This is a genomic window from Nocardia pseudovaccinii NBRC 100343 (assembly GCF_001613225.1).
Taxonomy (GTDB): Bacteria; Actinomycetota; Actinomycetes; order Mycobacteriales; family Mycobacteriaceae; genus Nocardia; species Nocardia pseudovaccinii.
The window spans coordinates 1-13506 of the sequence record NZ_BDBY01000286.1; the positions used below are offsets into that span (position 1 = coordinate 1).

Here is a 13506-nt window from a genome sequence, read left to right on the forward strand (position 1 = left end):
TGTTGCGCAAGCCGACCCCGTCCATCGCAACGGTTTTCGCGGGCGGCTACATCGCTTCAGGTCCGGCAGGGGTGTCACGGGTACCCAGGCCGACGTGGCCCACCGGCTTGAAGCTGCTCGGCACCGAGGGTGCGGGCGAGGTGCAGACGCCGCTCTCTGGTGCCGCCGAGCTGCGGATCGGCGATCGAGTGTGGTTCCGGCATGCCAAGGCCGGGGAGTTGTGCGAGCGGTTCAACCACGTCCACCTTGTCGATGCGGATGGCACGCGGACAACGGCGCCCACTTATCGCGGTGAGGGCAACTGCTTCGGCTGAGCCGGGCTAATTGCGAATTATGTGTGACCGCAATTTCAAGATCGAATTCCATTAAAAGAACCAACCGGTTCGGACTGAATATTTCGGTCACGAATCGAGCAAATGCTGAAAGAAATATTCAGCTGAGTCGTAGGAATGTCGCCAGATCCGACAGATCGTCCGGCGTACTCGGCAGATATTCGGTGAGCAATGGTGACCGAATGATGACGGCCTTCCACATGGCCCGACACAGCGTCGCCTGAACCAGGCTGCGCGACAGCAGGAACCGCATACCGTAGGGCGCGTCGGCGGGGCTGGATGTGGTCATCGACATGAGCACCACCGCCGCCTCCCGACCGCGGAATCGCTCGGCGGTGCCGACCAGCACATCCTCGATCTTGGCCCGGGCCAGCAGCGTTCGGATTAGTCCGACCTGTGCGCTGTAGGGCGCGACCACGAGGATGTCGTGCGGATGCAGCCGTCGCGTCATCGCACCGGTCATCCACGAGACCCCGAGCAGGGCGCGCACCCGGCGGACCACCTCGCGGGCCTCGGCCACCGATTCGGTCGAATCGCCGCTGTGTGCCACCAGCACCGTCTCGATGCCGGGTTCGATGCCCTCCAATTGCCGAGCGAGCGTGACGGTTTCGTTGGAGCGCAGCCGGTTGTCGTAGTACAGCCGGGAGATCGGATCGCAGACGCGCGGGTGCATCCGCCAGGTGCGGTCCAGGAAATAGCCGCGGTCGGCGGGCAGGGTGTCGCGACCCTCGGTGAGCCAGCCGAGCACCGATTCGTCGACCGGTTCCGGATGCGCGCTGCGCGCCGCGGACGGCGCCGGATCGCCGACCAGCAGCAGCTTGCGCGCACTCACCGCGACGGCGACGGTATCGGCGAGTGGGAAGCGGCCCGCATCGGCGATCACCAGCAGGTCGAGACTGTCGCCGGGCACCACCTCGTCATCGGCGAAATCGGCCGGTACGCCACCGACTACGCAGCCGTTGACGGCATTGTCCAGGAACCGCGGATAGCGCGTGCCGTCGATCACCGACCACTCCGGCGCCACCGCCTCGACATCCTTCTTGGCCAGCAGTTCCGGTAGCACGCCCATCGCGACGATCATGTCGAGCAGGCTTTCCACCGTCGAATGCGTCTGCGCGACAATGCCGACGCGCCATTTGTGCCGCGTAACCAGACGTTCGATCGCCCTGGCGACGGTGGATGTCTTGCCGGTGCCCGACGGTCCCTGCACCGCGAGGTAGGAATCGTCGAGGTCGCGCAGCGCGGCTGTGATGGCCGCCGCGTGGTCACCGTGCACATCCGGTAGCCGCTCGGCACGCCGCAGGCGCGGGGGGCGGCGGGCGAGGATGTCGAAGACCGCGCCCGCCGGGATCTCCGGTAGCGCCATCAACAGTTGCTGGGCGGCGTATTCGACCGCGGTCTCGATATTCTCGTCCCAGGCGGGCAGGCCGGGGGCGATCGCGGTCGGCAGCTCGTCGTAGGGTTCGCAGCCGTGCGGTAGCAGTTCCTCCAGCCGCACGATGTCGTCGAAGTTCGCGTCCACCGAGCAACCGAGCACGGTCGCGGTGGCGGTCGCGCGTCGGCCGACGGCGGTGATCATCCCGGCGGCGACCGGCTGATCGTAGAAGGTGTAAACGGTGGCGCCCGGTGTCAGTACCGTGCCGGTCGCGGCGCCACCCGCGGTATCGCTACCGCCCCAGCCGATGCCGATCCGTCCGGTCAGCGTGAGGTATCTGCGCATGGTCGGCTGGTGTGGGCTGCGATGCCATTTGGTGTCGACCGTGCCCCAATCGGCCACCAATACCCCTGGCGCGTCGGCCCATTCGTCGACCGGATGACTGAGCCGGTCGGCATGTGCCCACCACAGCGGCTGCCGCTCACGGCGGTGATAGCCGAGCGCCGCCGCCATCAATGCCGCGGGATGGCGTGGCTCGCGCTGTGCCGCCGCGAATTCCGCGAGTGCGGCCTCGATCGACGACGGCCGCGACGGCGGCAGCGGATCGGGCTCCTCCGGAGTCGGCACCAGACACCACGAACTCGCCTGATCCAGGAGTACCGCATCCGAGTCCACGGGACGTTCGGTCACCCGATCCAGCAGCCAGTCGCGTAGCCGCAGCACGGTGACGCAATCGCGTTCCTGGCCCGCGGCATTCGGCAACAGCCGCCGCATTCGGCTCAGCCGATAGGAGCGTTCCCCGATCAGCAAGGCATTGCGCACGATCGGATACAGATCGACGAGCACACCGGCATGCAGCAGATCCTCGACGGTCTCCTCACCGACCCCGTACCGACCGGTCCACCGCAGCAGCGCGGAGCGCACGCCGGAGGTGTAGTGGTACACACGCATATCCGGATACATCCGCAGCCTTTGCGCGACGAAGTCGAGCACCTCGTCCAAAGCGCGCCGCCGCCCGGCCTCCTCGTCGGCGATATCGGTCATCGCCCGATACGGTGCGCGCGCCGCGCCGAAGGGGGCGCGGAAGGCCAGATAGACCGTGCCGTTGCCGCCCACCTCGATACCGAGCAGCCGACCCGATGAGTCCTCCTCGATGGTCAGTGCGAGATCGTCCGGCGACGGTGGCGGCAAGGCGCCCAGCGCGATCGCGTCGACCAGCGTGTGGGTCGGCCGACCGGAATCTTCTCGGGCCAGCTGGATTTCGGCTTGGCGATGCAATGCATTGAAGGTGCGCGGCGGGAGGCCGGGCACGGTCGCGGTGCTGCTCGCCAGCCGGTCGATGGTACTCACCCCGGCCTCGCGCAATCTGGCCCGCGCGGTGCGCGGCATACCGGCGACCAGCAGCAGGTCGCGTGCCGCCGAGATCGCGCTGGTGCAGGTCGGACAGTGGCCGCAGGCGAGATAACGCGGATCGCCCCACTGCACCGGCAGCAACTCGCTCAGTTTGTCTTCCAGGATCCGTTCCACCCGACCGCGCCGAGCCAGATACACCGGCAGCAGATCGGTGAGCGTGAGGGTCTCGCTGTTCTCGTCCAGGTACAACCGGACCAGGGGAGCGGTGAGCGCGCCGCTGCGGTCCAAAGCGTCGGCGCAGGCGGCGAGTTCGAGTGCCGCGTCGATCCGATCCGGTGGTCCCGCCGCGGTGCCGTGCACGGTATAGCGCACCCGATGACCGGCCCGAATCAGGAAATCGCTGGTACAGACGAATTTTCCGTCGAAGAAGGTGGCGCCGTGGATCACGTGCGCACCGGCCCGCAGTGCCGCGACCGTCTCGGCATTGGCGGCCCGCAGCGCGGCGATATAACTTTCGGGCTCGGCCGCCGGATCGTGCGCGGCGCAATGGATCTCCACCATCCGACCGCCGAACCGATCACGGAAGTCCGCGAGCCTGCGTGCGCGCGCATCGTCGAATGCGCTGCGCTGCGCATGATCCGGCGCCACATCCGCCGTGCCCGCGATGGTGCCCAGTTCGGTATCGAGGGCACGCAGCAACTCGAATTCACACTGCGCCGCGCGCACCAAGTCGACGGCGGAACAGACGACACGATCACCGAACACGATCAAACGCGGCCTCCTGTGTCTTCGCCGGACACGGACGGCAACACTGTAGCTAGCCGCGTTGACCTTGGTTTACCCCTCCCCGGTTCAGGAGCGTGGCTTACGCCGTTCCGGTCGCTTGCCGCCGTCGCGATCGCGACGCGGTCCGGCGCGGAACGGACGTCCGCCGGGCGGACCGGAATCCAGCTGCAACTGGATCAGCTGGCCGCTGATCCTGGTGCGCCGCAACGCATCCAGCGTCTCCGAGGATAGGTCGGCGGGCAGTTCGACCAGGCTGTGGTCCGGACGGATGCTGATATGGCCGAAATCGCTGCGGCGCAGTCCGCCCTCATTGGCGATGGCGCCGACGATCGCGCCGGGCACCACCCGGTGCCGCTTGCCGACGCTGATCCGGTAGGTCGCCAATTCGGCTCCCGTCCCGCGGTGATGCGATGGGCCGCGATCCTCGCCCTCGAACCGGCGGGCGGGCCGATCCCCGCGCGGCATGCGTTCGCGCTGCGGGCGTTCGACCGGCTCCGGCTCGGGCTCCATGAAGAAGTTGTCGCCGTCGTAGCCGCTGACCGCCAGCGCCGCCGCGATATCCACCAGCGGAATGTTGTGCTCGCGCTCGTAGTCCTCGATGAGCTTGCGGAACAGCGCCAGGTTCGTCGAGCTGAGGTTCTCGGTGATCGAATCGCCGAATTTGGCGACGCGCTGGGTGTTCACATCATCGACGCTTGGCAGCTGCATTTCGGTCAGCGGATGCCGGGTGGCGCGCTCGATCGACTTGAGCAGATGACGTTCCCGCGGCGCGACGAACAGCAGTGCCTGACCGCTGCGCCCGGCCCGGCCGGTGCGGCCGATGCGGTGCACATACGACTCGGTGTCGTGCGGAATGTCGTAGTTGACCACATGCGAGATGCGGTCCACATCGAGACCGCGCGCGGCGACATCGGTGGCGACCAGGATGTCGAGTGCCCCGGACTTCAGCTGGCCGATGGTGCGTTCGCGCTGGTTCTGCGCGATATCGCCATTGATCGCCGCGGCGGAGAAACCGCGCGAGCGCAGCTTTTCGGCCAGTTCCTCGGTGGCCTGCTTGGTGCGCACGAACAGGATCATCGCCTCGAACGACTCGACCTCGAGGATCCGGGTGAGCGCGTCGAGCTTGCGCTGATGGGAGACCTGCACCCAGCGCTGGGTGATGTTCGTATTGGTCGAGGTCTTCGACTTGACGGTGATCTCGACCGGATCGCGCAGATACTTCTTCGAGATGCTGCGGATCGCCGAGGGCATGGTCGCCGAGAACAGCGCGACCTGCTTCTCGCGCGGGGTGTCGGCGAGGATGCGCTCGACATCCTCCTGGAACCCCATCTTCAGCATCTCGTCGGCCTCGTCGAGCACCAGATACTGCAGCTGCGACAGGTCGAGCGTGCCCCTCTCCAGATGATCGATCACCCGGCCCGGCGTGCCGACCACGACATGCGCGCCGCGGCGCAGGCCGGAGAGCTGGACGCCGTAGGCCTGCCCGCCGTAGATCGGCAGCACATGCAGTCCGGGGATATGGGTGGCGTAGCGGCCGAATGCCTCGGCGACCTGGATCGCGAGCTCGCGCGTCGGGGCCAGCACGAGGGCGCGCGGAAGTTTGCCGGTCGCCTCGATGCCCATGAGGATCGGGATGGCGAATGCCGCGGTTTTGCCGGTGCCGGTCTGGGCCAGCCCGACCACATCGGCGCCTTCGAGCAGCGGTGGAATAGTTGCCGCCTGGATGGGAGACGGCGACTCATAGCCCACATCGGCGATGGCCGCGAGGACGCGGTCATCGATGCCGAGATCGGCGAAGGTCGGGCCGTCGTTGTCCCTGTCGTTGTCGCCAGGAACGCTGTCGACCTGATTGGTACTCATTGACCAGCAGTTTACTGCCTCGCGGTGGTCGTCCCGGCCACCGGGCCAATACGGTGAGACGTATGCAACCCGAAAACGTGTCCGTGCATCACGATCCGGAGTCGTCGGCGGTGGCTGTGGCGGTGGTCCAATTCGCGCCGGGAACCGATCCGTCCGGCAATCTCGAAACCCTGCGCGCGCACGTTCGCGCGGCCTCGGAACGGGGTGCGAAGGTGGTGGTAGCGCCCGAATACTCGATGTTTGCCGTGACCCGGCTCGACGAGCGGGTCGTGGCCGTCGCCGAACCGCTGACCGGGCCGTTCGTCACCGGTCTCGGTGAAATCGCGCGCGAATTCGGGGTGTATCTGGTCGCCGGAACGGTGGAGCAAGTGGCGGCGGCCAGGCGGATCCGCAATACCCTCGTCGTGCTCGGACCCGACGCGAACCTGGTGACGAAGTACCGCAAGGTGCATCTCTACGACGCGTTCGGATATGTCGAATCCGATGTCGTCGAGGCGGGTGCGATCGAGGCCCCGGCGACCTTCACGGTCGGTGCTGTGACATTCGGCATGCAGACCTGTTTCGATCTCCGTTTCCCGGAAGGCTGCCGTCGCGTCGCGGCCGCCGGAGCCCAGGTGCTGGTACTGCCCGCGCAGTGGATTCCCGGTCCGGCGAAGGTGGATCAGTGGACGACGCTGCTGCGCGCGCGTGCCATCGAGAACACCGTCTATGTGGCCGCCGCCGATCAGTGCGCACCACGGGGTGCGGGCGCATCGATGATCATCGATCCGACCGGCGTCGTCCTCGCCGAACTCGGCGACGAACCCGGCGTACTCACCGCGGCCATCGACTTCGATCACTTGGTCGCGGTGCGCACAGCTAACCCGAGTTTGATCTTGCGTCGGTTCTCGATCACCGAGCGCGCACCGGATTGACATCCATGTCCGACTGCGTCGGACACTTCTACCGGCAGCTCGCGCTGCCCTCGACGGGTTCTTGCTTCACAGCCGACAGCTGGGACGGATCCGAGTCTTACGTCAGCTCCACAAGCGTTTAGCCTCTCCGCCTGCCCGGCGGCGAGTATGGAACCACGGAAGTATTAGTTGCGGTGACCCGGCGCACAATGCGGTAGCGTTCGAATTGATGATCTACTCCGATCGGACAGCGGCCGGTCGCGCGCTGGGTTTGGAACTCGGCCACCTGCGTGCGATGCAACCGCTGGTGCTCGGACTGCCCCGCGGCGGGGTTCCGGTGGCGGCCGCGGTGTGCGAGGTCATCGGGGGCGATCTCGACATCATGCTGGTCCGCAAGCTCGGGGTGCCGTGGCAGCCGGAGCTGGCGATGGGCGCGATCGGCGAGGAAGGGATCCGGGTGCTCAATCAGGATGTGTTGTCGCACACCGGGATAACGACGCGGCAGCTCGCCGAGATCGAGGATGCGGAACGCGCCGAACTCGAGCGCCGACGCGAGATGTGGCGCGGTGATGCCAAGCCGATCCCGATCTCCGGCCGCACCACGGTGATCGTGGACGACGGCATGGCGACCGGGGCGACGGTGGCCGTCGCTTGCCGGGTCGCGCAACTGCACCAGCCGACGCGGATCGTGGTCGCGGTGCCGGTGTCGTCCACCGAGGCGTTGCGCCGGGCGGCCACCGAGGCGGATGAGGTGGTCTGCCCGTGGGTGCCGCGCTCGCTCGGCGGTGTCGGAATGGCGTACCGCGACTTCCATCAACTGGACGACGACGAGGTCACCGCGCTCCTTGCATGAGATGCCTCGTCGTCTGGGTCAGGACTGGACTTCGGTGGTGGCGCTGGCCGAGGCAAACTTCACCAGCGTTCGGCCGAGGCGAGGGTGCGTTCGGCCGCGTTTACCATCGGCCGCAACTGTGCGGTGAACCGCTGCGCGGTGACCGGCACGATGTCGACATCGACGCCGGTGCGCACCGAGTATCGGCCGTCGCCGATCACGTCGATCCAGCACAGCACGCCGAACGGATGCAGTTCGCTGTCGGCTCGCCGCACCGACACCACGATCTGGCCGATGCCGTCGCGAGATTGCCTGAGCAGCTTGCGAATCCGGGTCGGCGTGGTGGGTCCGGCCACCGGCACGGTCACCAGATCCCGGCTGTCCTCGGTGACTCGGGCCAGCGGTGCGGTCAGTTGCGGTGCGGTGCCGGGCGAATTCTCCGGTAGCACCGAAATAATCCGTGCGGAAAGGTTTTTCACGCGATCGGCGAACAGCCGGACATCGCCGCCGCGATCGGTGGTCGAACCCACACGTTGCGCCGCGACCACCGCGATATCCCCGGCGATCGCACCGAGTACACGCACCGGACGCGATTCGGCCGCGACGCCCGGCTGCGCGACTACGGGGCCGGTCTGTTCGACCAGACCCGTCGCCTCGACCGTGCCGTTCGGCCCGCCGTCGACCGCCGACGGCTCTGGCGTACCGCGCTCTCCGAAGACCTCGATGCGCACGGTGGGGCGTGCGAGCACCCGCAGTGCTCCCTCCAGATCGGCGTCGAGAGTCTCGTCGCACCAACGGTGCAGGGCGGGGAGTTGCGCGGCGCGCTCGGCGGTATCGCGAGCCGAGAGGCGCACGGCGAGCGGGTAGGGGATGCGGTCGCCGTCGGTGCGGGCCCAGGCCATGGCGAACTGGTCCGGGGTCAGCGTCCAGTTCACTCCAGTTCGGTCCATTCGCCGACGACCGGGGGTGTCGTCGGATCCATATCGCCGATCAGCTCACCGCCGTCATCGGCTGGTTCCAGGAAGGTCAGATCGTCGTCGAAGAAGTGGTAATCGTCGTCGTACTCGTCCTCTTCGCGGGCCTGGGCGCGGGCGGCGGCCGCGCTGGTGCTCATGCCGGAGCGCGGGCTGTCACCCGCGACCATGGCGCCACCCATGAGTCCGCCGACCGCGCCCGCGCCGACGCCGTTGATGGCGTCGCCACTCGCATCGCGTTTGCGCTCATCGCGTTTGCGTTCGTCGTCGGTGTTCGAGGTGCCGGGAACGGTCGGGGCGACCACCGAGGTGGACGCGGCGGTGGTCACCGGTGCGGCGGTACCCGGTCGCACGGTGCGATCCGGTGTGGTCGTCGGTGCGGTGGCTGCGGCGGGTGTGGTCGATGCGGGGGAATCTGTCGTCGGCACAACGGGTTTGGCAGCGGCAGGTGCGCTATCGGCAGCGGTGCTCATCGGTGTGACGGTGGTCGGCGCACCAGCCGGTTGAGTCGTCGCGCTCGGCTCGACGATGGTGTGCGATGTGGTCGGCACCGGCGCGGTCGTCGAAACCGTTGGGGTGGTGTGGGTTTGCGTACTGGTGTCGAGCACGGGCGGCGTGGCCACCTGCGCGGCCGGTGTGGTGTCGGACGGCTGCGGCACGTCGGCGGTCACCGCGTCCGGGAAGGCTGGCACACCGGAGCCGGTCGTAATGAACACATTCGTGTAGATGCTGTCCATCGCCTGCACCACATCCTGACGGGTGCCATCGGCGGATTTCTGGGTGGCGGTGTTCTCGGTCGCCTTGGCCGGATCCAGCAGTGCGCCAGCCAGATCCGTTGTCTGGCTGGATGGTTCGACAACGGCCGCGCGCAGTGCCTCGGCGGCGTCGCCCGCTTGGCCGAGCCGCTGACCCACCGCGGCCATGACGTCCGCGAGTTGCTGCCCCTGCCGCTCGAATTCGCGCACCGCGTCGGCGGCGGAGTCCGCCGCGGCACCGCGCCAACCGTCGGCCATCGCGGCCCGAATCTCGCTGTGCGCCTGCTCGACTGCGGTGGCGAGCCCGGTCGAACTGCCCTGCCACGCTTGCTGTCCGGCGGCGAGGACAACCGGATTCATCAGCTGAACACCGTCGTGGATTTCCCGATGCGACAGGTTGTCGAAGATTTCGACGCTCTGCGCGTAGTTGGGGTCCGTATAACTGGGGTCGGCATACCGAATGGGCGTCTTCTCACCGGAGTGCGGCATCTTACGCATGCGCGGCTCCCGCCACCTCGACCCGACCGACCGCGGCTGCCAGCTCCGTATCGGCTTGGGCGTACGCGGCTCCGGCCGCGCGGAAGGTCTGCGCGAGCGCTCGCGCGGCGTCGGCGTATGCGCGCAGTCGGGTGATCGCGCCGTCGGCCTTGTCCTCGAACCCGCGCCGCAGCGCCGCACCGGAATCGAAGCCGCCGAAGCCGGGAAGTGAAGTGGCCCCGCCCAATACGGCGATCTGCGCATCGACCTCATCGGCGAGTTGTTCATAGCGCTCGGCGCACTGTTCGTGCGCACCCTCGGCGACCAGTACCCCATCGATCCAGAGCTGGCCGTCGTCGATCGCTTGATTCAGAGTTGTCACGTCCGACATCTCGCCGCCCCCTTCCTCGTCGTGCTGCCCGCGCAGCCGTGATCAACTCACCGGTGCGCCAACCCCACGACGACACCCTGCATCCAGTCCGCGATGTCGGCAGCGACCCGCGCGTGCACCGGCTCGTGCAACAGGTCGTGCCCGGCGTCGGCGTACTCACGCAAACTTACCCAATCGTGGCGGCGAGTCCAGACCCTCATCGCATCGATCGGCGCCCGTCGGTCCTCGATGCCGTGCACCGCGAGGATGGGCAGGGTGCTCGGCAACGGCGTGCCGGGTGCACCGGGTGCGCCGCCACCGAGTGCTCGCTTCGGCACTCCGGACAGCACCAACCCGATCAGCTCGCTCGGCGGCAGGCTCGGCTGCAGCGGGTACTTGGCCTCGAGTCCGTGCAAGTCGTCGGCTGCACTGGTGTGATCCGGCACCGCCGCGCCTAGGATGCCCAGGGCGGTGACGGCCCCGAGTGAGTGGCCCATCAGGATCAGCGGCGTACCCGGTAGTTCCGCGCGGACCAGCTCGATCAGCTGCATCGCATCGGCCACCAGTTCCACCAGCGTGCCGGGATTATTCGGATCGCCCTCGCTCAACCCGTGCCCCGCGGTGTCCAGCGCCCACACCTCGATCCCGGCGGATTTCGGGATGCGGGCGAAGCGGTGGTAGTGGCCGCTGTGCTGGCCCATTCCGGGCAAGAGCACGGCAACTGCCGTCGGGTTGCCGACCGGCCATCGCCGATAGTGCATCCGGCCCCGCGCGCCGTCGAAGAAAGGCATCCGTAAATACTGGCAACTCACTGAGTTGGAGTCGAGTTCCTGACATAACTACTGGTGAGTTCATAACTGACAAAGTGGATAGACTCCCGGCCGAGGGTCGGGCAAGAGAGTCGAGGTTCGCTTTGAGGAAGCCCTATCGTCCGGACCTGCGAGTGTGGGTCGTCGCATTCGCGCTGAGTTGTGCCGGTGTGGATGCGTCGGCCGCCATGGCCGAGCCCCAGCCGGGTGTGGTCGCCGCATGCGCGCAGGCCCAGGCGGCGACTGCCGTGCCCGCCGGTCTGCCGGTGCTCGACTGGTCGGAGAACGTGGGGTACGACGCCAAGGGCAATCTGTGGGTATCGCGGCTGTACCGCAATGAGGTGCAGCGCTACGACAGCGCGGGCCGGTTGACCGCGACGGTGCCGGTCGAATTCCCTGGCGCGATTCGGCTCGGCCCGGACGGACTGCTCTATGTCGTCTTCGGCGTATCACCGACGAGCGTGGTGCGTCCAGGTGGCGTGCTGCGCTTCGACCCCAACGATCCGAGGCCAGCGGTATTCGCCTCCGGATTCACCATGCCCAACGGTGCCGCCTTCGATGCGCGCGGCAATCTGTACGTCGCCTCCAGCCTCGGCGTGATCCGGATCCGTCCGGACGGCGGCGTCGATGCGGACTGGACCGCGCGGGCGAAGTACACCGGCGCCAATGGGATCGCGGTGCGAGATAGTTCGATCTACCTGAGCGCGAACGGCAATCCGCTCGGCCGGATCGTGCGCTTCCCGATCGATGACCCGGACCGCGTCGCCGTGATCGCCGACTTGACGGTGTCACCCGGAATTCCGGACTTCGCAGACGACTTCGTCATCGATGACGCGGGTGTGCTCTACGTGACCACCTTGACCGGCCAGTTGGTTCGGGTCGATGCGAGCGCGAATACCGCATGCGCGGTGCTGACCGGCGAACCGATGACATCGGTGGTCGCCGTGCCCGGCCGTTCCGACGAACTCATCGCAGGTACCGAGAGCGGTTCGATCCTGCGGATTCGCTTGCCGCACTGAGCGAATCCGTCAGTCCTCGACGAGTTCGGGTGGCGCGGCCTGGCGCCAGGAATCCAGCAGGATGTCGTACAGCTCGTCGATATCCTCCACGGCGGACAGCCGGGCCCGGACCCAGGACGAGGAGGCCTCGTGCGGCGGGACCCAGAACTTGTCCGGCTCGGCGGCGATGAGTTCTTCGCGATCGTGCCTGGGGCAGCGGATGGCGAACGAGGTCTGATCGTCGGGGATGGTGACGAACATTTTGCCCGCCACATCGAAGGTGGGATGGTTCCAGCGTTCCTTCTCCACGGTCTTGGGAAAGGACAACGCGATGCGGCGCACGTCGTCGGCGTCGAGCACGGTTCAGCCTCCGGTTCGGAAATCGGACTCCTATCGTGCACATCGCTTCGTCGGCCATCAAGTGAGGGCGCCGGTTATGCGGGACGCGATCGTGCGCAACCGCTCCACCAGGACAGGCGGCTCATGGACTCGGAAGTCCGCGCCGAGTTCGATCAGCCGGTATGCCAACCAGGTCGGGTCGTCGTCGCGAGTGGCGTCGAGTCGGCAGGAGTCGCCGTCGATGGGTGTGATATCGCCGGGGGAGTCGCCGAGACGGCCCGCGACTCGGCCGATCGGGGCCTGGATCGTCACGCGGACGCGGAAGGACGGCGTGCCCCAATCGGTTCGGCGACCCGCCACATAGGCGGCCGGATCCGCCGCGGGTAGCGTTCGCGAGCTGTAGCGAGCGCCGGTGGGCTGGGGTCGGTCGATGCGATCGACTCGGAAGATGCGCCAGTCGTCGCGGTCCACATCGTGGCCGACGAGGTACCAGCGGCGCCGTGACGGCACCAGCCCGGCCGGTTCGACATGGCGACGGGTTTCGGCACCGGATTCGCCCCGATACGCGAAACGTACCCGCTCCCTGTTGGTTACGGCCGCGGCCAGCGCGGTCAGCGCCTCGGGATCGACCGCCGGGGCGTCGTCGGTGTGCGGCACCAGGGCGGTGCCGAGCACCCGCACCCTGCGGCGCAATTTGGTGGGCAACACCTGTTCCAGCTTGGCCAGTGCGCGCACCGAGGCCTCCTCGATGCCGACGATGGCCGATCCGGCGGCGGCGCGCAGCCCCACCGCGATGGCGACCGCCTCTTCGTCATCGACCAGCAGCGGCGGCATCGCGGCACCGGCGACGAGCCGGTAACCGCCCGTCGCGCCCATCGTCGCCTCGACCGGATAGCCGAGTTCGCGCAGCCGGTCGATATCGCGGCGCACGGTGCGGTCGGTGACGCCGAGTCGATCGGCGAGTTCGCTGCCCGGCCATTCCCGTGGTGTCTGCAACAGGGAGAGCAGGCGCAGCAGGCGGGCGGGGGTGTCGTTCATGATTTTCAGGATTCCAGATAACTAGGACTTGGATTGTCCTAGTTGGCTCCTAACGTAGTTGCCGTACCCGAGAGCTAGGAGTAACCGGATGAACGAGATTCGCCCCTTCCGCATCGACATTCCGCAGGCCGATATCGACGATCTGGTCGACCGGCTGGCCCGCACCCGCTGGTCGGCGCAGTTGCCGGGTAAGGGCTGGGAGCGCGGTGTTCCGGTCGACTATCTGCGGGAGCTGGCCGAGTACTGGCGCACCGGATTCGACTGGCGGGCACAGGAGGCGGCGTTGAACGAGTTCCCGCAGTTCGTCACCGAAAT

Annotated in this window: 12 protein-coding genes and 1 pseudogene; 5 read left to right on the forward strand and 8 right to left on the reverse strand. The window is 67.4% G+C overall.

Annotated features, from left to right (window positions below):
* Window positions 1-314 (forward strand): annotated as a pseudogene (locus NP3_RS34360) (amino acid deaminase/aldolase); the annotation flags it as partial.
* Between the two features lie 118 nt (window positions 315-432).
* Here NP3_RS34360 and NP3_RS34365 read toward each other — a convergent pair.
* The gene (locus NP3_RS34365; RefSeq protein ID WP_245721228.1) at window positions 433-3825 is read right to left on the reverse strand and encodes an AAA domain-containing protein; all 3393 of its coding nucleotides are present in this window, start codon (window positions 3823-3825) and stop codon (window positions 433-435) included.
* A gap of 87 nt (window positions 3826-3912) precedes the next feature.
* Window positions 3913-5706: a DEAD/DEAH box helicase gene (locus NP3_RS34370; RefSeq protein ID WP_063045900.1), complete on the reverse strand. Its 1794-nt coding sequence runs from the start codon at window positions 5704-5706 to the stop codon at window positions 3913-3915.
* 62 nt (window positions 5707-5768) lie between these two features.
* Here NP3_RS34370 and NP3_RS34375 point away from each other — a divergent pair, with 62 nt between their 5' ends.
* Both NP3_RS34375 and NP3_RS34380 read left to right on the forward strand, forming a co-directional pair.
* Window positions 5769-6620 carry a carbon-nitrogen hydrolase family protein gene (locus tag NP3_RS34375; protein WP_063045901.1) on the forward strand — a complete coding sequence of 284 codons (852 nt, stop codon included), beginning with the start codon at window positions 5769-5771 and terminating at the stop codon, window positions 6618-6620.
* 208 nt (window positions 6621-6828) lie between these two features.
* The gene (locus NP3_RS34380; protein ID WP_063045902.1) at window positions 6829-7452 is read left to right on the forward strand and encodes a phosphoribosyltransferase; all 624 of its coding nucleotides are present in this window, start codon (window positions 6829-6831) and stop codon (window positions 7450-7452) included.
* Window positions 7453-7511: 59 nt separating this feature from the next.
* Here NP3_RS34380 and NP3_RS34385 read toward each other — a convergent pair whose 3' ends face one another.
* From NP3_RS34385 to NP3_RS34400, 4 genes are read right to left on the reverse strand one after another with little or no spacing between them, the layout of a single operon-like run.
* Window positions 7512-8381 carry an ESX secretion-associated protein EspG gene (locus NP3_RS34385; protein WP_245721227.1) on the reverse strand — a complete coding sequence of 290 codons (870 nt, stop codon included), beginning with the start codon at window positions 8379-8381 and terminating at the stop codon, window positions 7512-7514.
* Window positions 8363-9658: a WXG100 family type VII secretion target gene (locus NP3_RS34390; protein WP_157124742.1), complete on the reverse strand. Its 1296-nt coding sequence runs from the start codon at window positions 9656-9658 to the stop codon at window positions 8363-8365. Before NP3_RS34390 ends, NP3_RS34385 begins: the two co-directional genes overlap by 19 nt.
* Complete coding sequence (locus tag NP3_RS34395; protein ID WP_063045905.1) at window positions 9651-10028, reverse strand: hypothetical protein; 378 nt, start codon at window positions 10026-10028, stop codon at window positions 9651-9653. Before NP3_RS34395 ends, NP3_RS34390 begins: the two co-directional genes overlap by 8 nt.
* A gap of 47 nt (window positions 10029-10075) precedes the next feature.
* Window positions 10076-10798, reverse strand: coding sequence for an alpha/beta hydrolase (locus NP3_RS34400; RefSeq protein ID WP_063045906.1), 723 nt, complete (start codon window positions 10796-10798; stop codon window positions 10076-10078).
* Between the two features lie 122 nt (window positions 10799-10920).
* Between NP3_RS34400 and NP3_RS34405 the strand changes: the two genes are divergently transcribed.
* Window positions 10921-11835, forward strand: a complete 915-nt coding sequence (locus NP3_RS34405; RefSeq protein WP_157124743.1) for an SMP-30/gluconolactonase/LRE family protein — start codon at window positions 10921-10923, stop codon at window positions 11833-11835.
* Between the two features lie 9 nt (window positions 11836-11844).
* Here NP3_RS34405 and NP3_RS34410 read toward each other — a convergent pair whose 3' ends face one another.
* Together NP3_RS34410 and NP3_RS34415 are read right to left on the reverse strand one after the other, a co-directional pair.
* Window positions 11845-12174, reverse strand: coding sequence for an MmcQ/YjbR family DNA-binding protein (locus NP3_RS34410; protein WP_063045908.1), 330 nt, complete (start codon window positions 12172-12174; stop codon window positions 11845-11847).
* A gap of 57 nt (window positions 12175-12231) precedes the next feature.
* Window positions 12232-13191 (reverse strand): helix-turn-helix transcriptional regulator, encoded by a 960-nt coding sequence (locus NP3_RS34415; protein ID WP_063045909.1) that lies wholly within the window; start codon window positions 13189-13191, stop codon window positions 12232-12234.
* 88 nt (window positions 13192-13279) lie between these two features.
* Here NP3_RS34415 and NP3_RS34420 point away from each other — a divergent pair.
* Window positions 13280-13506: epoxide hydrolase N-terminal domain-containing protein (locus NP3_RS34420; RefSeq protein ID WP_169814628.1), on the forward strand; the 227-nt coding region annotated here is incomplete at its 3' end.

Coding starts and splice junctions, on each gene's coding strand:
- NP3_RS34380 (WP_063045902.1), top strand. CDS start 6,829: ATGATCTACTCCGATCGGACAGCGGCCGGTCGCGCGCTGGGTTTGGAA.
- NP3_RS34400 (WP_063045906.1), bottom strand. CDS start 10,798: ATGCCTTTCTTCGACGGCGCGCGGGGCCGGATGCACTATCGGCGATGG.
- NP3_RS34415 (WP_063045909.1), bottom strand. CDS start 13,191: ATGAACGACACCCCCGCCCGCCTGCTGCGCCTGCTCTCCCTGTTGCAG.
- NP3_RS34390 (WP_157124742.1), bottom strand. CDS start 9,658: ATGCGTAAGATGCCGCACTCCGGTGAGAAGACGCCCATTCGGTATGCC.
- NP3_RS34395 (WP_063045905.1), bottom strand. CDS start 10,028: ATGTCGGACGTGACAACTCTGAATCAAGCGATCGACGACGGCCAGCTC.
- NP3_RS34375 (WP_063045901.1), top strand. CDS start 5,769: ATGCAACCCGAAAACGTGTCCGTGCATCACGATCCGGAGTCGTCGGCG.
- NP3_RS34370 (WP_063045900.1), bottom strand. CDS start 5,706: ATGAGTACCAATCAGGTCGACAGCGTTCCTGGCGACAACGACAGGGAC.
- NP3_RS34385 (WP_245721227.1), bottom strand. CDS start 8,381: ATGGACCGAACTGGAGTGAACTGGACGCTGACCCCGGACCAGTTCGCC.